This window comes from Shewanella carassii, assembly GCF_019670705.1.
Lineage (GTDB): Bacteria > Pseudomonadota > Gammaproteobacteria > Enterobacterales > Shewanellaceae > Shewanella > Shewanella carassii.
In genome coordinates, this window is the sequence record NZ_AP024618.1 from 3,623,664 (window position 1) to 3,641,669 (window position 18,006).

16 protein-coding genes are annotated in these 18,006 nt (G+C 54.6%); 6 read left to right on the top strand and 10 right to left on the bottom strand.

The annotated features are described in order from the left end of the window. Nucleotides 1–312 precede the first annotated feature (312 nt). The 7 genes from K5621_RS16375 to K5621_RS16405 form a co-directional block, all read right to left on the bottom strand. The gene (locus K5621_RS16375; protein WP_221051224.1) at nucleotides 313–1,170 is read right to left on the bottom strand and encodes a pirin family protein; all 858 of its coding nucleotides are present in this window, start codon (nucleotides 1,168–1,170) and stop codon (nucleotides 313–315) included. Between the two features lie 99 nt (nucleotides 1,171–1,269). Then, complete coding sequence (locus tag K5621_RS16380) at nucleotides 1,270–2,193, bottom strand: phosphatidate cytidylyltransferase (RefSeq protein WP_093983661.1); 924 nt, start codon at nucleotides 2,191–2,193, stop codon at nucleotides 1,270–1,272. After that, nucleotides 2,190–2,828: a lysophospholipid acyltransferase family protein gene (locus K5621_RS16385; protein WP_025889733.1), complete on the bottom strand. Its 639-nt coding sequence runs from the start codon at nucleotides 2,826–2,828 to the stop codon at nucleotides 2,190–2,192. Before K5621_RS16385 ends, K5621_RS16380 begins: the two co-directional genes overlap by 4 nt. Before the next feature lie 19 nt (nucleotides 2,829–2,847). After that, nucleotides 2,848–3,276: a hypothetical protein gene (locus tag K5621_RS16390; RefSeq protein WP_221049786.1), complete on the bottom strand. Its 429-nt coding sequence runs from the start codon at nucleotides 3,274–3,276 to the stop codon at nucleotides 2,848–2,850. After that, nucleotides 3,269–4,654 (bottom strand): phosphatase PAP2/dual specificity phosphatase family protein, encoded by a 1,386-nt coding sequence (locus K5621_RS16395; RefSeq protein WP_221049787.1) that lies wholly within the window; start codon nucleotides 4,652–4,654, stop codon nucleotides 3,269–3,271. Before K5621_RS16395 ends, K5621_RS16390 begins: the two co-directional genes overlap by 8 nt. Further along, the gene (locus K5621_RS16400; RefSeq protein WP_221049788.1) at nucleotides 4,654–6,423 is read right to left on the bottom strand and encodes a bifunctional alpha/beta hydrolase/class I SAM-dependent methyltransferase; all 1,770 of its coding nucleotides are present in this window, start codon (nucleotides 6,421–6,423) and stop codon (nucleotides 4,654–4,656) included. The genes K5621_RS16395 and K5621_RS16400 overlap by 1 nt, the downstream gene beginning before the upstream one ends. Nucleotides 6,424–6,448: 25 nt before the next feature. Then, nucleotides 6,449–7,063: a CDP-alcohol phosphatidyltransferase family protein gene (locus K5621_RS16405; RefSeq protein WP_100144874.1), complete on the bottom strand. Its 615-nt coding sequence runs from the start codon at nucleotides 7,061–7,063 to the stop codon at nucleotides 6,449–6,451. 559 nt (nucleotides 7,064–7,622) lie between these two features. On the opposite strand from K5621_RS16405, the gene K5621_RS16410 reads away from it, so the two are divergent. Both K5621_RS16410 and K5621_RS16415 read left to right on the top strand, forming a co-directional pair. Beyond that, nucleotides 7,623–9,221 carry a TerC family protein gene (locus tag K5621_RS16410; RefSeq protein WP_221049789.1) on the top strand — a complete coding sequence of 533 codons (1,599 nt, stop codon included), beginning with the start codon at nucleotides 7,623–7,625 and terminating at the stop codon, nucleotides 9,219–9,221. Between the two features lie 272 nt (nucleotides 9,222–9,493). Continuing rightward, nucleotides 9,494–11,437: a GGDEF domain-containing protein gene (locus tag K5621_RS16415; RefSeq protein ID WP_221049790.1), complete on the top strand. Its 1,944-nt coding sequence runs from the start codon at nucleotides 9,494–9,496 to the stop codon at nucleotides 11,435–11,437. Between the two features lie 2 nt (nucleotides 11,438–11,439). Here the strand turns inward: K5621_RS16415 and K5621_RS16420 are convergent, their stop codons facing one another. After that, entirely contained in the window at nucleotides 11,440–12,168 is a 729-nt protein-coding gene (locus K5621_RS16420; protein ID WP_221049791.1) for a DUF3581 domain-containing protein, read from the bottom strand. A gap of 402 nt (nucleotides 12,169–12,570) precedes the next feature. Here K5621_RS16420 and K5621_RS16425 point away from each other — a divergent pair, with 402 nt between their 5' ends. From K5621_RS16425 to K5621_RS16435, 3 genes are read left to right on the top strand one after another with little or no spacing between them, the layout of a single operon-like run. Continuing rightward, the gene (locus tag K5621_RS16425) at nucleotides 12,571–13,791 is read left to right on the top strand and encodes a porin (protein ID WP_221049792.1); all 1,221 of its coding nucleotides are present in this window, start codon (nucleotides 12,571–12,573) and stop codon (nucleotides 13,789–13,791) included. A 42-nt stretch (nucleotides 13,792–13,833) separates the two neighbouring features. Beyond that, nucleotides 13,834–14,400: an FMN-binding protein gene (locus K5621_RS16430; RefSeq protein ID WP_221049793.1), complete on the top strand. Its 567-nt coding sequence runs from the start codon at nucleotides 13,834–13,836 to the stop codon at nucleotides 14,398–14,400. After that, entirely contained in the window at nucleotides 14,397–15,146 is a 750-nt protein-coding gene (locus K5621_RS16435) for a PepSY-associated TM helix domain-containing protein (protein ID WP_221049794.1), read from the top strand. Before K5621_RS16430 ends, K5621_RS16435 begins: the two co-directional genes overlap by 4 nt. 2 nt (nucleotides 15,147–15,148) lie before the next feature. Here K5621_RS16435 and K5621_RS16440 read toward each other — a convergent pair whose 3' ends face one another. Next, complete coding sequence (locus tag K5621_RS16440; RefSeq protein ID WP_425332448.1) at nucleotides 15,149–16,951, bottom strand: ABC transporter transmembrane domain-containing protein; 1,803 nt, start codon at nucleotides 16,949–16,951, stop codon at nucleotides 15,149–15,151. 241 nt (nucleotides 16,952–17,192) lie between these two features. Here K5621_RS16440 and K5621_RS16445 point away from each other — a divergent pair, with 241 nt between their 5' ends. After that, the gene (locus K5621_RS16445) at nucleotides 17,193–17,531 is read left to right on the top strand and encodes a DUF2956 domain-containing protein (protein ID WP_100144860.1); all 339 of its coding nucleotides are present in this window, start codon (nucleotides 17,193–17,195) and stop codon (nucleotides 17,529–17,531) included. Between the two features lie 143 nt (nucleotides 17,532–17,674). Here K5621_RS16445 and K5621_RS16450 read toward each other — a convergent pair whose 3' ends face one another. Continuing rightward, on the bottom strand, nucleotides 17,675–17,980 hold the full coding sequence (locus tag K5621_RS16450) for a winged helix-turn-helix domain-containing protein (RefSeq protein WP_373289265.1): 306 nt from the start codon (nucleotides 17,978–17,980) through the stop codon (nucleotides 17,675–17,677). Nucleotides 17,981–18,006 lie beyond the last annotated feature (26 nt).

Consider the following 18,006-nt stretch of genomic DNA (forward strand, 5'->3'; position numbering starts at 1 on the left):
GGCAAAATATTTCCCGACAAGATAGCCAAAATTCAGCCAAGGTAATAAGGATGTTTTGTAAAAAGCACCACAAGTTTAACTTTTGGTAACTTTTTAAGAGGGGAGCAAACAATCAGGCTCAGGCTAACCTTTAAAATCAATCAAAGGTGGGTTTGGACAAAACCTATCACAGGTTAACCGCATCACATCCCAAATGACTTTTTAACGAAAAAATCTTAAAAATTTACATTTGTATCAGTGCTGATGTGCTATTTAGGCGAATAAAAGGCAAGAGGCGGCCACAGCAAAGCAGCCGTCTGTTGCCTATGTCAGTTAAACGGAACCGGATGGGATCTCACCGAAATCACCGTTTTGGTAGTCACGAATGGCCTGCAGGATCTCCGCCTGGGTATTCATCACAAAAGGCCCCATCTGCACCACGGCCTCACCAATGGGGTTACCGGCCAGAATGAGCAGGCCCGAGCCCTTGAGACCGGCTTGCAGCTCGAGAGGATAACGACTATCGAGCAGCAACATATTACCGGCCGCCAGTTGTTTGCCATCCGGCAGTTGCAATTCACCACTGTGCAGATAGAGCGCCAGTCGCCCCAGATGACTGAGATCCAACTCGGCTTGGGCATCAGGCGCCAGCGTCAAATTGGCAATCGCCGCATCGCCGGCCAACCCGGTCAAGGGAGCACTGGCTTCAGTACCGGCGAAACGCCAGTCACCGGCCAGCAGTCTCAGGCTGGCGCCGTCAGTTTCAAGCTGCGGGTGTTCATCGGCAGCGCTGTCCTGATACCTGGGCGGCCGCATCTTGTCCTTGGCCGGCATATTGAGCCAGATCTGAAAGCCATGCAGCCCCTCTTTGGCATCGGCCAGCGGCATTTCGGAGTGGACCACGCCGCGGCCGGTACTCATCCACTGCACCTTGCCTTCGCGGATGGCGCGGACATTGCCCAGTTGATCCCTGTGCTCAAAGCCGCCCTTGCGGATATAAGTAAAGGTTTCCATTCCGCGGTGGGGATGCGGCGGAAAACCGCCGAGATAATCGCGTTCATCGTCGGAGCGGATCTCATCCAGCATCAGATAAGGATCCAACGCCAGAGCCTGAAAATCGGCGACCCGGCTGATATTGACCCCATCGCCGTCAGAGGTGGGTTGCGCCGGCAGTATTTGCAATATTTTCATCATTGGGCTCCTTCACTTTGGAATAGCCCCAGCTTACTGCCGACAAATAACAACAAAAAGCGCATTTATCCGCTATGAGTCTTCGACTTTATAGAAAGGTCACACCCACCAATAGCGCACCACATGGAAGAAAACCGGCGCGGCAAAACAGACAGAATCCATGCGATCCAGCATGCCGCCGTGGCCCTCTATCATATGACCCCAATCCTTGACGCCGCGGTCACGCTTGATGGCCGACATCACCAGTCCCCCGGCAAAGCCGAGCAGGTTCACCAGTAAAGCTATGATTGCTGCCTGCCAGGGGGTGAATGGGGTGATCCAAAACAGCGAAGTACCCACCAGCGTCGCCAGCAACACCCCACCGACCAGGCCTTCCAGGGTCTTGGAGGGCGACAGCTTGGGTGCCACCTTGCGTTTGCCAAACAGCTTGCCACAGCAATACTGCAGCACATCGGAGAGTTGCACTACCAGAATAAGCCAGGCGATCAGCAGCAAGTTACGCCCTTCATAGCCCTCTATCTTCAAGGTCATCAGCGCCGGCACTGACGAGACACAATAGACGGCTATCATCAGCCCCCACTGCACCTTGGCGGTACGCTCAAGGTAACGTGTAGTATCGCCGCCAAGTGCTGCCAGAATCGGCATCAGCAGGAACAGATACACGGGAATAAAGATACTGAACATGCCGTACCAATGGATGGCGATCAGCAGATATTGCACCGGCAAGGCAAAATAGAAGGCGGCGACCAGGGCCGGATAATCGCTGGCCCGGGTCGGTGTCAGGGTTAAAAACTCCCTGAGCGCATAGAAAGATACCAGGGCAAACAGCAATATCACCCCATAGAGCCCGAACAGGAAAGCGATACCTATGGCCAGCACCATCATCCACCAGGCATCGATTCTGGCATTGAGATTGGCAATAACGGCGTTGTTGCCCTTACGCCAGGCCAGCAAACGACCTATCAGGGTCGCTACCACCAGCAGTATGCCTATACCGGCAAACAACCACAGTGTCTGGTTCATACTTCCTCCCGTGACATCGCCAATAGTGCCAAACGCAAACGCTCGAGAAAGGCCACCTTGGTTTCCTGCGGCTGCAGCTTGATAGGCGTGCCGAAACTCAAAGTGCAGAGCAGCGGCAACGGCAGATAACGCCCCTTGGGCATGGCGCGATTGAGGTTGGCAATCCACACGGGGATCAGTTCCAGATCCGGGCGCGAGTGCGCCAGATGATAGATTCCACTCTTGAACGGCAACAATGGCGCCTCGCTCAGATTACGGGTACCTTCCGGGAAGAAGATCAGCGAGTCACCCTCTGCCAGCGCCTTTTCCACCGGCGCCAAGGGATTGCCCTCACCATGGCTCTCTCTTGGAATAAGCACGGCATTGAATACCCGCTGAATAATAAAGCGCCTCAGCGCCGTCTTTTGCCAATACTCGGCGCCGGCGACCGGACGTGTCTTGCGTCTCAGCAAGGCAGGCAATGATGCCCACAGCAACACAAAGTCACCGTGACTGCTGTGATTGGCAAAGTAGAGCCGCTGATTGTGATTGGCGCGGCAGCCAAGCCACAGGGCGCGGGCACCGGTGACCAACCTGGCCGCCGAGGTGATCCCAAAGGCGGTCAATCCCGCGAGCCAGCCGATTAGGGTATCCATAGATAAGGGTAAACTCCTCTTACAGGAAAAAGCGCCAGACGAGTAACAACACCAGCGCCGCGGCCTGCCCGGCAAAGCAGAGGAACAGACGCTTTAGCAGCGCCTGCGCCCCTTGGGCACGCAGCAGCATACTGCGACCAGCCTGTTCTTCTTTAAGCCAGCCGAGCTGCTGCATGCTGTGATCCAGACGTTCGCAGGAATGCTCCCCAGCCAGGGCGGCAAACAGCTTGGCATCCAGCGCCACTCTGAGGCCAAAATACTGTCCGCCCAGCCCGAAAAGCACCATCAACAGGGCGCTGAGCAGTTCCGGCCATCCCTGAAGCTTGCCGCCCCAGAGAAGCAACAAAGGTGCCAACATCAAAACGGCACTGAACCAGCGCAGCGGCGCGGCATTGCCTAATAAAGTGGCCACCAATTTTGCCAGATCCCGCTGCTGCGACTCAGGCATGTTGCACCTCTGGCGGGCAAAAACCGGACTTGAGCCGCTCCAGGTAAGCCAGAGTCTCTGGCTTGAAAACCACCTTGGGTCTGACGGCGGCAATCATCTTTGCGGCATCCTGGGCACTGCCGGCCCGACCGCTCAGCAGCAACCAGGCTGCCAATACCAAGGCGCTACGGCCATAACCCAAGGCGCAACATACCAGTAGAGTACCTGAGGTGCGCAAACACTCGAGCCGCCTGACCGCTTCCAGGCAGTCCTGTTCATCCGGCAAACATAAATCCAGCATGGGCATGGGCTGATACCATTTGAGCTTGCCTTCGGTCATTCCCCGAGCGGGTGTCAGCAAGGCCTTGCCTGAATAGGGGAAAGGCAACTCGGCGCAGAGATCCAATATGGCATCATATTGCTGCGCTTCACTCATGGTGGGCATGCGCCCGAGCCAAACCCCGGGCAGCACCTCTTGCGCCGCCACCTGGCCACCGGTCCAGAAACGGATATTGAGCCAGGCAAACAAACGATAAGGTAACAACAGCCAGCGACTGGCGAAGCTGGGATGGCCCAGCTCACTCTTTTGAAAACCCGCGGCGGCAAACAGGAGATAATTGAGCGCCACCATGGCCAGCGCCAAGGCCAGCCAAAACAGCAGCATGCCAAGCAGACTCATGGGCCAGAGCAAGGCCGCGAGCAGCAGCAAGACGGCGCCCACGCCATAAGCCGCTGCCAGCTTGAGCCTGCGGGGTTCCCTCGCCAAACTCAAGCGGCTGAACGAATGTCGTGGCCACAGCCAGAGGCAGAACAGACCGGCCGCCAGCCCTGTGGGCAGGTCGATAAAATGATGTTGCCAGGTTGTCAGCACAGACAGGCCAATCAAGGCAAACCAGCCGTGGAGCAGATAACGCCAGGCGCCCTTGGCCCGCTGACTGTATTCACTCCAGAGCACCACCAAGAGGGCGATGTGCAAAGAGGGCGCCTGATTGAAAGGCTTATCAAACCCCATCAGGAGATCGAACAAACCACCAAAAACGCCGTCGAGCGGCGGGCGCTCAAAACTGAATTTAAGTGGCCAGATGAGAAAACAGCCGATACACAGAAGCTGTACGCTCAGCAACCTGAGCCCCAGTCTGTCTATCCCCTTGCGGCTGAGGGGGAGCAGAAACGCCAGGCCGTAGAGAAGATCTATCGACCAGTAAGGCACTATGGTCCAGGGCCAGAGCGGAATGGCGTGCTCCCAGGAAAACACCAGACTGGCAACCTCACTTTGCTGCGAGGCATACCAATTGGCAAAACCATAGCTGGCAAAGAAAAACGGTGCCAACAAGGCCAGCCAAAGCAGGCCCCGGCGAATGGTGCCGACCTCGCGTCGACGGGCGGGCAGCTCAGGCATCAGTCGGCCTTAAGCGCCATGGACACGGTAAATATGCCCCACTCATCCACTCTTTGAGTCAACTTGTGAAAGCCGTTGGCTTTGGTCAGTTGATCCATCTCCTGCTGACTGCGGCGACGCATCACCCAAGGCTGACCATCTCTGTGGCTGGTCAGGGCCCGGCCGATGAATTCCAGCTGCGGATGCCAAGGCTGGCCCGTGTAGATAAGCAGGCCTCCTGGCGCCAGCGCCGCAGCAATACCCGCCAGGGAGCGGGACACCATCTCATTGTCACCAAACAGCTCGTAAAGGCCGGAGACTACCGCCAGGGTTGGCTTGGGCTCGACCGCCGCCAGCGAATCAAAGTCGAAGGCATCGCCCTTTTCAAAGCGTACTATGTCACTGAGGCCAAGCTCATCGATGAGAGCGCGGCCGTCGCGGATATTGATATCACTGTAATCACGCAGCAGCACAGAATCGGGCTTGATATCGCTGTTCGCCAGGCTCTCCAGCAGATAGCGGCCATGTCCGGCGGCCACATCCATCAAATGCAGCGGCTTTTCTTCCTTTCTGAGCGTCGACAGCGCCTGCGCCAGCAGCTCTTCGATATGGCGTTTACGCTGGCGTATGCCGCGCCAGCCAATGGCATTGAGATATTGTTTGTCAACAAAGCGGCCAAACTCCCCTTTGCCGGAGGGGGTGTTGCGATAGACATAGTCCAGGGTGCTGCCAGAGTCGAAGCCGCGCTCGAAACCCAAGGCGATACCCTCTGAGTATTTCTCCCCCAGCTTCATCACTGCGCGGGTGGCTTGCCAGTACTTGGCCTGCCAGGAAGCCTCGGGCAGAGGGGCGGCGAGCGATTCACTCTCGGCGCAGCTCGGGCCGAATTTATCTTGCTGCAACAAATTCACTGCCGCCTGCGGCGAGGCGATATTGGCCCGCAGGAAGCGTCTGATCCTGGCTATCGGGTCGGCCCGGTCCAGCTCTCCCAGGGTGTCATGATAAAACCCGGGCAACAGGTGCAATTCTTTACGCTGAGAACCCAAACGCTCAAAAAACTGCTGCTGCGGCTTGCGCCGAACCACATAATCGGCGCCCGAGATCAGTACCTGAGTCGGTACAGTAATCGCCTGGGCATTAGCCACCACCCTTTCGGCGGCATCATAGAGTCCCAACAACACATTGACCGAGATCGGTCTGGCGATCAGTGGATCTGTCTCAAAGCTGTATTGTCTGGCTGGGTCATGGGTCAACAGCTTGGCCTTAACATAGCTGTTGACGAAAAAGTTGCCCTTGAGGCTCTTCAGCAGCTTGAGCCCAGGGATAGCAAAAGGCACATAGAGTTTGACGCTGAAGGCCGGCGACGCCATCACCAGCGCACGAATAGCAGGCGCATAGTCATGCACCCAGGTGCTGGCCAGCACGGCGCCGACACTTTGGGCCACCACACACAGCTGCTCTTGGCTGAAACCATGTTTGCGCTCTATGTGTTCCACAAAGGTCTGAATGTCGCGAACACTGGTACCGAAGGAGGGGCTGTCGCCTCTGGCGCCCGGTGATTGCCCATGACCACGGGCATCCCAGGCGAAAAAAGCCTGCTCAGGCAGCGCCAGTTCATCCACCAGGTGCGCCATTCTGCCACCGTGTTCATGGCCACGGTGAAACAGCAACACGGCCCCGGGATCCTCTTGTTCATTGGTTTCCTGCGCCGGCCAGAAACGATAAAACAGCTGGAATCCATCATGGGTAGTAAAAAAGTGTTCCTCGGGTACCCTCGCGGCATTATCCATATATTTCATTCCTTTGATAACCAACTTAACTTGCGCTCTCGCCCTGCTTCAAACCGGATTTTACCCGGTTGAATATGGTCAGGCAGAGTAACAGAAGCACCAATGACAGGATCAAATTGAGCCAGAATGGCGTCAACCAACCCAAGGCGACGGCCAGCCCCAGAATACCGAAGACAAACGCGCGATCGCTCTTGCCCATGGGGCCATCATAGCGGCGCTCGGCTCCCACCATCAGGCCGAGCACCCCGGCATATTCACTGGCTATGGCCAGTAAGGTCAAGGCGATCACCAGTGCAGGTTCCACACCACCGAGCAAGGCAAAAGGCAGATAGAGTATCGCATCCGAAACAATATCGGCGAGCTCATTAAGATAGGCGCCGAGACGGGATTGTTGCCCAAACTCGCGGGCCAACATGCCATCTATGGCATTGAGTGCCATTCTTTTCAGCATCCAAATCGGGATGAGGGCAAAGAGCCAAGGATGAGGCCAGATAAGCAACAGGGTTCCCAGCAGTATAGAACCCAGCGCCGCCAACAACGTGACTTGATTGGCGCTGACGCCGCGCCGATACAGACGGGCAACCAGTGGCCTCAGTAGGCCCTGAAAGCGGGATTTCAACTGATAAACAGACAAACTCATTGGCTACAACATCCTAATCGAGAAAGAAAAGTTCTCACAGTCATCCTTGAGTCTCGCGCAAATGACCAGAGCGCACTATGCCTGATTTTTAGTGCGCTTCAAAGTGCTTGAGGGAAAAAGCCGCGGCTGAATCACGCCACAGTGGCGGCGCCCCCAGCAAGGGACAAAAATGCCGCTACACCTCTCTGTATCCAGTCCATTGATTCTCTCCGATGATAGGCTTTAGGGTTATCCTGCTGATAGATAGCCATGAATGGCCCAGTCAAGTAACTAAGCCCCAATAGGCATTTGGAATAGCCACACTGACGATTATTCAAATAGAAAAACACTCAAAGTGTTCTGACATACCATACAACAAATTGATACTTTGACTAATTTAAGCAAGCTTGCGTTTCAAAAAACCAAACACAGCTCAACGCCCCGAATGGTGTAGACATAGTGTTGCACTCACCTTCTGTTGTGCTCAAAAATGATTAACCAAAATTAATTCAGCATTCCACCCAAGTTATGCTGCAATAGGCTCAAGTTAAACCCAATTTGAGGCCCTTGGTTCACCACTATGGAACTTTTGCTCGACCCACACATATGGATCGGACTCTTTACCCTTATCATCCTCGAGATAGTTCTCGGCATAGACAACCTGGTATTTATTGCCATTCTGGTTAAAAAACTCCCTCAACATCAAAGAGACAAAGCCCGGGTCATAGGCCTGTCGCTGGCCCTGTTGATGCGCCTTGGCCTGTTGGCCGTGGTGTCCTGGCTGGTCACCCTCAACCAACCTCTGTTCAGCCTTGCCAATTTCAGTTTTTCCGGACGGGATCTGATCCTGATATCCGGTGGTCTGTTCCTGCTGTTCAAGGCCACCAGCGAACTGCATGAAAGGCTGGAGTCCAAAGAGCCGGAAATTGGCCAGAAAGTCGCCTATGCCGGCTTTGGCATAGTTGTGACCCAAATATTGGTGCTGGATGCGGTATTCTCCATCGACTCCATCATCACTGCGGTCGGCATGGTGGATGAACTCTGGGTGATGATGACAGCCGTAGTGGTGGCCATGACCGTGATGTTGCTGGCTTCCAAACCGCTGACTCGCTTTGTCAACGCCCACCCAACCGTGGTGGTGCTCTGTCTCAGCTTCCTGCTGATGATAGGTTTCAGCCTGGTGGCCGAAGGCTTTGGTTTCCATATTCCCAAAGGCTATCTGTATGCCGCCATAGGTTTCTCCATCATGATCGAGTTCTTCAACCAGTTGGGGCAACGCAGGTTCGAACAACGAGAGGCCCGCAAACCCTTGAGGGACAGGACGGCCAACGCCATCTTTAAGTTGATGGGTGGCAAGAAGCAGTTTGAAGAAATTGAAGAAGATGAAGAGTTGCCCGAAGACGAGCGCGCCCTAAGTAAGTGCTTTGGTGAAGATGAACGCAACATGGTCGGCGAGGTGCTGACTCTGGCCGAGCGCAGCATCAAGAGCATTATGACACCGCGGGCCGAAATAAGCTGGGTTAACCTCAGCCACAGCTCCGAGCAGATAAAACAGCAACTGCTTAGCGACAGTTTCAGCCAGTACCCCCTGTGTGACGGCGACATAGACAAGGTCGTGGCACTGGTCAGTGCCAAGGAGTTGCTGGCCGCCATAGAACAACAACGGCCGCTGCAGAGTCTGCGCCCCGGCCACAAGCCGGTGATAGTGCCGAAAAGCATCAGCGTGTTCCGTTTGTTGGAAGAGCTGAAACGCGCCAAGGCCGACATGGCACTGGTCACCGATGAATTCGGAGCCCTACTGGGACTGGTCACCGGCCACGACATTCTCGAAGCCATAGTCGGCGAGCTGCCCAAGGAAGATGAGGCCGAAGAGATCCGTATCGATGGTGATGGTTGGCGCGCTCGCGGCAGCATTAACCTGCATCAGTTGGAGAAGCTACTGGGCTGCGATGAACTCGAGAGCCATAATCACGAGTACGTCACCCTGGCGGGCATGTTGCTGGCGCGCTTTGGCCGGATCCCGGAAGCAGGTAGCGTACTGACTCTGATGCCTTGGCGCTTTGAGGTGACGGCGATGAATCAGCACCAGATAGCCGAAGTCAAAATAAGCCGTCTGAAGCAGCAAATTGAAAACTGCCCAGCCAACGACGGCTCCTATCAAACGCTAGTAGAAAACTGATCCACAAGCGCCGATAGCCAAGCAAAATCTGCTACTATCGGCGCTGTTTTACTGCAACCAACCTTTACCCTCACTTGTTGATCACCTCGCTCCTGCGGGCGCAGCGGCTCTATCAGACAATTCCCAAACTTAAGTAGTCGTCCGTGAATAATTAGACAAACCCAAGCCGCCAACGCGATAATCCCTCCCCAATATCACTTGTATCAGACATTTTCGATTCAAAGAGCACCAAGAGTATGAAGAAACGCTTCTGCCTGCCATGGATAGCAATAATGATTATACTGGCCAGCCCGAGCCTATCGGCGGCCAATGCAGAGCAATTCTCCCGCCTGCTTAAGGGGGCTGAAAGCCAGCTCTATTCCTTGCCACAAAGGGCGCAGGCTCAACTGCATGAGATGGAAGGCGGACAACTCAAAGACCTGCCCAAACCTCTGTTGACCCGTTTTTACCTGACCAAGGCGACAGTATCTCTGCTGCTGCATGAGATACCCGCCGCCGAGCAAGCCGCCAAAGAGGGCCTGAAACTGGCGGTTCCGGGAACCAGCGAACATAGCCAGCTGGAGCTGAGACTGGTACAGGTGATGTTGCAAACCGGCAAGGTCACACAGGCCATCAGCGAGTTGCAAAAAGTAATAGATAGTCAGCAAAATTCGGCCGACAAGGCGTTGCAGGCCGAAGCCCTGCTGCTGAAAAGCAAGGCGCTTGAACAACAGGGCAAGCTGGATGCATCCTACGCCAGCCTGATGCTGTCATTGGACGCTGCCGATCAGAGCCAGGACAAGGAGTTGCTTGAACGGATCTCCTTTGGCATGGGCCAACTTCTGGTGCGCCTCAACGGCTTTGAGCGCTCTGAAAAACTGCTCAAGAAGGCGTTTAATTTTTTCAAGGACAGAAGGATGTCCTACAACCAGATGCTGGTGCAATTGGAATTGGCGCAGCTGGCTGAACGTCAGGGCCAGGCAGAAGCCGCCATCGACAAATACCAAGCTGCGCTGGAGCTGGCCAGAGTGTTGGGTTACGGCCTGTATCGCTTTCGCATCAATGTAGAACTGGCGCTGAAGTACCGGGAGCTGGGGGATGAATCTTCCATGGCAAAGCACCTACAACTGGCCGACAACCTACAATATCGCGAGACTTCGACCTACTACACCAGTCGATTTCAACTGCTCAAGGCCCAGGACTTGCTCAACAAGCATCAGTATGCCGAGATGGCCGTCTATGTCGATCCTCTGCTTATCGGCTTGACCAAGGAGCAAATCTTGTTACGCTCCCAGATAGAGCTGTTAAAGGTCAGCGCCGAAGGCTTTGCCGGGTTGGGTAACTTCAAGCGTGCCTACGAGGTGCTGGAGCAGTACCAGCAACGCTTCGCCGCATACAGCTCCAAAGAGTTACTCAACAATCTGGATCGCCAACAGTTACTGTTCGATTTAGAGCGCCTCGAGTTTGAAAACCAGGATCTCAACTGGAACAACGTGTTGCAAAAGCTGGAACTGGAAACCAACCGTACTACCCTGAATCAGCTCAATATCATCAGCAGCATCATCCTGTTACTGTTGTTGCTGGCCACAATCATCATTCTCTGGCTCAATCGCTCACGCCTGAAGTGGGGCCTGCTGGCCAAGACCGACAGCCTCACCGGCCTCTATAACCGCCGCTATCTGGCCGGTTGGTTGCTGTACCATCAAGCTTCAGAGGATAAAGGCCTAGAATCCCTGTCCAAATGGCGCACGCTGCTTGTTCGGCTAAAAACACTGTTGCTGCCAGCCAAAGTCCAGAGCAACCATGGCCCGTTGGCGCTGCTTGCTATCGACATAGATCACTTCAAAAAGGTCAATGACACCCATGGCCACAATAACGGCGACCGAGCACTGTTCGAACTGGCCAAGGTCATGCAAGCTTCGCTACGAAAAGATGATCTACTGGCCCGGGTTGGCGGTGAAGAGTTTATGTTGTTGCTGCCCAATACCGGTTTGAATGACGCTGTGGCAATCGCCGAAACTCTGAGGCAAAGTGTGGCCGAGCACATATTCACCCTGGAAAATGGCGAGCCGCTAAGGCTCACCGTCAGTCAGGGGTTGGCTTTAGACACCGATGGCAGCCAGAGCTTCAGCCAACTGACTGATACTGCAGATAAACTCCTGTATCAGGCTAAGCAGCTGGGGCGTAACCGGGTCGAAAGTGAGCTGTCGCCTGGCTCAGAAGCCGGCGCAGTTTGAATTCAAGCGTTTGTCTGTGAGCCACCATTCCAGCTGCCATCGCGGCGCGCCTGATACTCACTGACCATAGCCTCGACAGCCGCCTCGTCGAAAGGACGTAAGCCACTGAGTACTAAGGTCTTACGTCCGGTTCCTACCTGTTTGTCATCACTGATAAGCGCGAAATCCAGCGTCACATCGCCGCGTTTGCCATCGACTTTGAGATTGCTGTTAATCAGCTCCAGTTTAACCTGCTCAAACTCCAGGGTGTCCAGCTCAAAACCCATGCTTTCATAGATAACCAAGGGCCGCGCCGGATTGATGGTGACCTGATGCTCCCGCATCAAAGGCACCAAAACATGAGTGAAGTTGAGGCCGGAAAAGGCCACATAGCTGCGGATAAAGGACTCCAACTGCCGTTCGCAGTGGCGCACTTCACCATCGCGATGGACATTCAGGTAGCGCTTGCCGCGCTCATCTTCTATCGCCAGCTCAGCACCTTGGTCACTGGGGAAATGCAGACATACGCCGTCTCCGACCATGCCTTCAAACTTAAACAGCATCCGGCGGCTGAGGCCATAATCGTTCAACACCAGGGCAAAAAGGAGATCGCCGGGAACACAAAAACGTTTGGCATCCTCATCATGGATGGGATTGAAATCTCCTGCGACACCCTTGGCAAAATCACTGGCCTGTTTGCGGCCTATGGTTATTTGGTTATTTTCTCTTTTAAAATAATCAACTAGAAACATCTTGTTCGAACACTCACAAAGCCAAGGCTAACCGGAATAAAAAGGCCGACCAGTTTAACCGCCTTTTGACAAATAACTCACCCGATCTGTTGGCCCAGGCTTCCAGCCAAAGTTAAGTGTTCAAAAATTCAGCAATCGCACTTCAACGGATTTATCCGGGAATGACGTCAGGTTCTCCCCTTGCGACTAAAACATAGTCTTAATACTTTAATAAAAAGATCAAAAAACTTACATTGTAAGCATCCGTTTTCAGACAAAACATTAACAATAACAAGCAAGTTTACAGATGCTGACATTTGTTAATTTTTATCACATTAATAAATGCAAATCGTTTGCATTTATTAAATCAATTGCTAGAATTCGCCCGATTTCAACAACAGTAACATCACAACGGGAACCAAGATGATCAAGAAAACTCTCATTGCCAGTGCGCTACTGACAGCCCTGTGCGGCCCGCAGGCATTCGCCTCGGACGAGACTCAGGAGCTGCGCAAAATCATCGAACAGCAGCAAAAGGTCCTCAAGGATCTGGAGCGCCGTCTAGCAGAAACCGAAAAGCGTCAGCAACAAACTGCCGAGCGGGTCGAGCAAACTGCTGAGCGGGTTGAACAGACCGCCGAGGTGGTAGATTCCACCCCGCAAAAAACCGCCACCACTATTGGCGGCTATGGCGAGCTGCACTACAACAACATAGACAACAAGCTGGGCGAGGATAAGAAAGAGTTCGACTTCCACCGTTTCGTGCTCTTCTTCGGCCATGAGTTTACCGAAAACACCCGTTTCTTCTCCGAGCTGGAAGTGGAGCACTCCATCTCAGGCGATGGTCAAAATGGCGAAGTCGAGCTGGAGCAGGCCTACATAGAGCACGACTTCAACCAAGCACTGACTGCCAAGGCGGGTCTGTTCCTGATGCCGGTTGGCATCATCAATGAAACCCACGAGCCACCGGCATTTTATGGTGTCGAGCGCAACCCGGTTGAGAAAGACATACTCCCGGCTACCTGGTGGGAAGCGGGTTTGGCAATGAATATCCAGGCAGCTCCCGGACTGGCCTTCGATGCGGCCGTGACCTCGGGCCTGAATGTCCCTACCACAGGAAAAAATGCCTATAAGCCAAGAAGCGGTCGCCAAAAGGTTTCCGAGGCCAAGGCTGACGATCTGGCCTATACCGGCCGGGTGAAATACACAGCCGTTCCCGGTCTGGAGCTGGCCGCCACGGTGCAGTACCAATCGGATCTGACTCAAGGCGAAGCCAGTGTAGACACAGCCTCGGCTCTGATGTGGTCGGCGCACGCCATCTACCACCTAGAAAACTTCAGCATCAGAGCCCTCTATGCCGAGTGGGACATAGATGGATTTGAAGCAGAAGCCCTGGGCCGCGACAAGCAAAATGGCTGGTATATAGAGCCGTCCTACCGCTTTAACGAGCAGTTCGGCATCTTCGCCCGCTACAACGAATGGGACAACAATGCCGGTGACAATCAAGACACCAAAGAAACTCAAACCAATGTGGGTGTCAACTACTGGTTGCACGAGAATGTGGTGTTCAAGGCCGACTACGAAAAACGTGGCGGTAAGTCAGACTCAGATGGGTTCAATCTGGGTGTAGGTTATCAGTTCTGATGATCTTTGGGTGCCCTCTGGGGCACCCTCGTTGAGGCACTTATGAAGACCCTTATTGCACTACTCTCACTGTTTTTGCTGCCATTCGCTCAAACCCTGGCGGCGCAAAGCGTTTACCAAAGCCCGGCAGACTTTATCACCCAGGCCTTGGGCTCCCAAGGTAAAGGTAAAGGTAAAGGTAAAGCCAAAGTCTTTTGGTTCAGCGCCGAGCAACGCCTGGTCATAGAAGAGATACTGGCCCACGATTTTCGGCCGCTGCGTACCCGCTATTGGCAGCAGGGAGACGACACTGTCTGGATCCTCGAGGAGATAGGCAAAGAAGCGCCAATCACTGTGGGCATTCAGGTGCGCCATAGACAGATTTATCGCACCAAGGTGCTTATCTACCGCGAGAGCCGCGGTGATGAGGTCAGGCACGACTTCTTTACCGATCAATTTAAATCGGCAACACTCACAAAAGATAAACAGCTGGACAAACATATAGATGGCATTACCGGAGCGACACTTTCCGTCAGGGCCCTGACCAAACTGGCCCGCATCGCCCTCTATCTTGACCAACAACTCAGCCTGCAACAACACAGCCTGCAACAAAACAGTGAGCCCAGATGACACGTAAACATCCGGACTTTCGAGTCCGTCTCCTGCGTACCCTGCGCCCTTGGCACAGACGTATTGGCATCATCAGCAGTGTGCTTGTGTTGCTGCTGACACTGACCGGCCTGGCCTTGAATCACGGCCGTGAGCTGAACCTATCCCAAGGCGTGCACTGGCAATGGCTGCAAGACTATTACGGCATTGGCGCCCCGGAAGATGTCAAAGTCTGGCAAGCCCAGCCGCTGGCGGGCAGCAGTAAGGGTCAGGCATGGATAGCCGGCACGCCGCTAGCCGAGCAAACCGATGAGATACTGGCCATAGCCCCCTTTGAAGACAAGTGGCTGCTGCTGACCCGAAACAGTTTGACGATTTTGAGCCAGGATCTTGCTGTGCTGGAAACCCAAACCGAACTGACAGGTTTGCCGCCGCAGATAAACGCCATGGCGGTCGAGCCCGGCAGTGTCTGGCTGAAAACACCCCGGGGCCAATATCGCAGCGACAGCGAACTGTTGGATTGGCAAGCGGCCAGCAGCCTGGTGGCCCTCCCCTGGATAAAACCACTCGAAGGGGCAAAGATACAAACGCAGCAGTTGCTCGGAGATATTCGCGCCAGTCGCCTGTCTTGGCACAGGGTTCTTCAGGATCTGCACAGCGGCCGAATCTTCGGCGCTGCCGGCAGTTATCTGATGGATCTGGCGGCGATCGCCTTATTGTTACTGGCGGTGACTGGCCTGATTATTTATTTAAAACAGAAGCGCTGAGATCAAGCCAGCGATGATGCCTGCCCGGGCTCGTTTGAGCCACTGGCCAGACTATCGGGCGCGAGCAACTGCAGACTGGCAAACTCACGGTACAGCGGGCTGGTTTGCATCAACTCGTTGTGGCTGCCACTGGCCAATAATCGCCCCCGCTCCAGCACCAGAATACGGTCAGCATTGAGCACTGTCGCCAACCTGTGGGCTATAATGAGCGTGGTTCGTCCCGCCATCAACTCATCCAAAGCCTGCTTGACCTTGACTTCACTGACCGCATCCAGGGCACTGGTGGCTTCATCGAGCAGCAGTAAAGGCCTGCGGGCCAAGATGGCGCGGGCAATGGCAATTCGCTGCTTTTGACCACCGGAAAGGCGCACGCCACGCTCACCCAAATAGGTGTTATACCCCTGGGCAAACTCACTGATAAATTCATGAGCTCTGGCGCCCTTACAGGCGGCAACCACCTCTTCCAGGCTGGCCTCCGGGCGGCCATAACGCACATTTTCCAGCACACTGGTGGCGAAGATCACCGACTCCTGGGGCACCAGGGCAAACTGTGCCCTCAGGCTCGCCAATGATACAGAAGCGATATCGACGCCATCGAGCAGAATGCGGCCACAACTCGGCTGATAGAAGCGCTGCAGCAGCTGAAATAACGTACTCTTGCCGGCGCCGCTGGGCCCAACCAGAGCCACCCGTTCACCGGGTTGAATATGGATATTGAGATCCTCAAGCACAGCTGCGCCCTCATCATAGGCAAAACTCAGCTGCTCTATCCTGAGTTCTCCCTTGAGCGGACTGGGCAGCGCCAGCGGCTTGGCCGGCTCGGCAATATTTGCCTTGGACTCGGCCAGCTCCATCAAGCGTTCGCTGGCACCGGCAGCCCGCTGAATATCCCCTATCACTTCGCTTATGGTGGCCACGGCGCCGGCCACCATCATGGCGTAAAACATGAATGCCGACAGCTCACCGGCGCTGACCACACCGGCCATTACGTCTCTGGCTCCCACCCAGGTCACAGCCACTATGGCACCGATAGTCAGCAACATGACAGAGGAGATCAACGCCGAGCGATAGCGGATGCGGCCACTGGCAGCACGCATCACCGCCGCCAGGTAGCCGTCAAAATTATCGCGATCGCGAGCCTCGTGACCATAGGATTGTACCGTGTGGATCTCATGCAAGGTTTCATCCACATAGGCGCCGAGATCGGCGACACTGTCCTGACTGGTGCGCGCAAGCTTGCGTACCCGCCGCCCGAGTAAGCCCACAGGCACCAACACCAGCGGCACGGCCAGCAGCACCAAGGCCGTGAGCTTGATGCTGGTAAAAGCCATCATCACCAAGCCACCTATAGTGGTCACTGAAGATCTCAGTGCCATCGACAGGCTAGAACCTATAACTGTCTGCAACAGAGTACTGTCGGCGGTAAAGCGGGAGATGATCTCCCCGGTGCGCAAGCGGGCGAAAAACACCGGGCTTTGTTCCAGTAACCTGTGATACACCAAGCGGCGAATATCGTTGCTGACTTTCTCACCGAGCCAGGTCATCAGATAAAAGCGGCAGAACACGGCCACGGCACTGACCAGGGTGATCCCCAGAATAAGCAATACAATTTCGTTGAGGCGACCCGAGTTGTCGGCCATAAAGCCCTCATCCACTATCAAGCGAACCCCTTGTCCCAGGGCCAGCCAGGCCAGTGACCCCAGCAGCAGAAACAGCAGCGCCAGGGCGACCCGCAAACGATAGGGCTTAAGAAAGCTCAGGATCCAGGGCAGGATCCGAGCCGAAGCGATTTGAGGAGCAGACAAGCGAAAATCCAGACAATGACTGTTAATCAGGATTGTGGCGCCAAAGCGCCGATGAGTCCAGCAAAGGGAAGGTTTCCCGCGCCCAGATGAACCAACAGCGCACGCCCCAAGCTTGTTGGATGTTGACCGCGGCAAGATACCGACTCCTCCCCCAACAATATGGGCCAAGTCACAGGCACAGTTGTGGTCATCTCTCGGCGGGCGGGTATAATCTCGTCGTCAGTCAACAGCCCAAGTCACCATGAGCAAAAAGCAACCTATTTCTACCGAGACCCAATCCGAAGCCATGCGTATAGCCAAAGCCACTCAAAAAGCGGGCCAGACCAAAGAGCAAACTAAACTGATCGCCCAAGGCATAGAGAAAGGCATTGCCGAATACAAGAAGCAGCAGAAGATTAAGGCCAGAGAGAGGGACAAGGCTCGCAAGCAAGAGCTGCGGCAGAAAACTCGGCTTCAACACTGTGCAGATGACGACGCTGAGACACAGGAAAAACCGTCCAGCAATGCCCTAACCAAATGTTTGTTGTGGTTACCTTGGGTTTTGCTTGGCCTGAGCTGGCTGAGTTTTGCTTTTATCTGATTTTATCTAGCGAGAATAATCGACATTCGGGGCCCAACATCGCGAGCGGCGCCAAGTCCTCACAGAGGATGAGCCCCAAAACAATGACCACTTAAAGTGGCCGGAATAGAAGAGAACCTCACAGCCCCTCCCACCAGAAAAACTCAGGCCTCGGGGAACAGCAAGGCGCGGATCTGCTCCAGATGAGTGCCGACCCAAGCGCTGTTAATCGGCCCCCAGGTGCGAATATGATAGTGTCCTGAGTTATTCCGGCGCCCATCCTGAATAAAGTCCACTTGAATACCTATATCACCGAAGGCGGCAATGGCATCCTGCAAGGTGCGGCGCGGCATGCCGGTTTCCTTCTGCAAGGACAACAAATTATGTTGGTTATCGTCTATCAGGTGGGCCAGATAGAGTTTACGCAGAAAGGCGGTTTGTTGTTTAGATACCTTATCGGCTTGAAACATACTCATCATCCTGATGGTTTACAGCC

Excerpts from the sequence above, each read along its gene's own strand:
- K5621_RS16375 (WP_221051224.1), bottom strand. The coding sequence starts at position 1,170 with ATGAAAATATTGCAAATACTGCCGGCGCAACCCACCTCTGACGGCGAT.
- K5621_RS16380 (WP_093983661.1), bottom strand. The coding sequence starts at position 2,193 with ATGAACCAGACACTGTGGTTGTTTGCCGGTATAGGCATACTGCTGGTG.
- K5621_RS16385 (WP_025889733.1), bottom strand. The coding sequence starts at position 2,828 with ATGGATACCCTAATCGGCTGGCTCGCGGGATTGACCGCCTTTGGGATC.
- K5621_RS16390 (WP_221049786.1), bottom strand. The coding sequence starts at position 3,276 with ATGCCTGAGTCGCAGCAGCGGGATCTGGCAAAATTGGTGGCCACTTTA.
- K5621_RS16395 (WP_221049787.1), bottom strand. The coding sequence starts at position 4,654 with ATGCCTGAGCTGCCCGCCCGTCGACGCGAGGTCGGCACCATTCGCCGG.
- K5621_RS16400 (WP_221049788.1), bottom strand. The coding sequence starts at position 6,423 with ATGGATAATGCCGCGAGGGTACCCGAGGAACACTTTTTTACTACCCAT.
- K5621_RS16405 (WP_100144874.1), bottom strand. The coding sequence starts at position 7,063 with ATGAGTTTGTCTGTTTATCAGTTGAAATCCCGCTTTCAGGGCCTACTG.
- K5621_RS16410 (WP_221049789.1), top strand. The coding sequence starts at position 7,623 with ATGGAACTTTTGCTCGACCCACACATATGGATCGGACTCTTTACCCTT.
- K5621_RS16415 (WP_221049790.1), top strand. The coding sequence starts at position 9,494 with ATGATTATACTGGCCAGCCCGAGCCTATCGGCGGCCAATGCAGAGCAA.
- K5621_RS16420 (WP_221049791.1), bottom strand. The coding sequence starts at position 12,168 with ATGTTTCTAGTTGATTATTTTAAAAGAGAAAATAACCAAATAACCATA.
- K5621_RS16425 (WP_221049792.1), top strand. The coding sequence starts at position 12,571 with ATGATCAAGAAAACTCTCATTGCCAGTGCGCTACTGACAGCCCTGTGC.
- K5621_RS16430 (WP_221049793.1), top strand. The coding sequence starts at position 13,834 with ATGAAGACCCTTATTGCACTACTCTCACTGTTTTTGCTGCCATTCGCT.
- K5621_RS16435 (WP_221049794.1), top strand. The coding sequence starts at position 14,397 with ATGACACGTAAACATCCGGACTTTCGAGTCCGTCTCCTGCGTACCCTG.
- K5621_RS16445 (WP_100144860.1), top strand. The coding sequence starts at position 17,193 with ATGAGCAAAAAGCAACCTATTTCTACCGAGACCCAATCCGAAGCCATG.
- K5621_RS16450 (WP_373289265.1), bottom strand. The coding sequence starts at position 17,980 with ATGTTTCAAGCCGATAAGGTATCTAAACAACAAACCGCCTTTCTGCGT.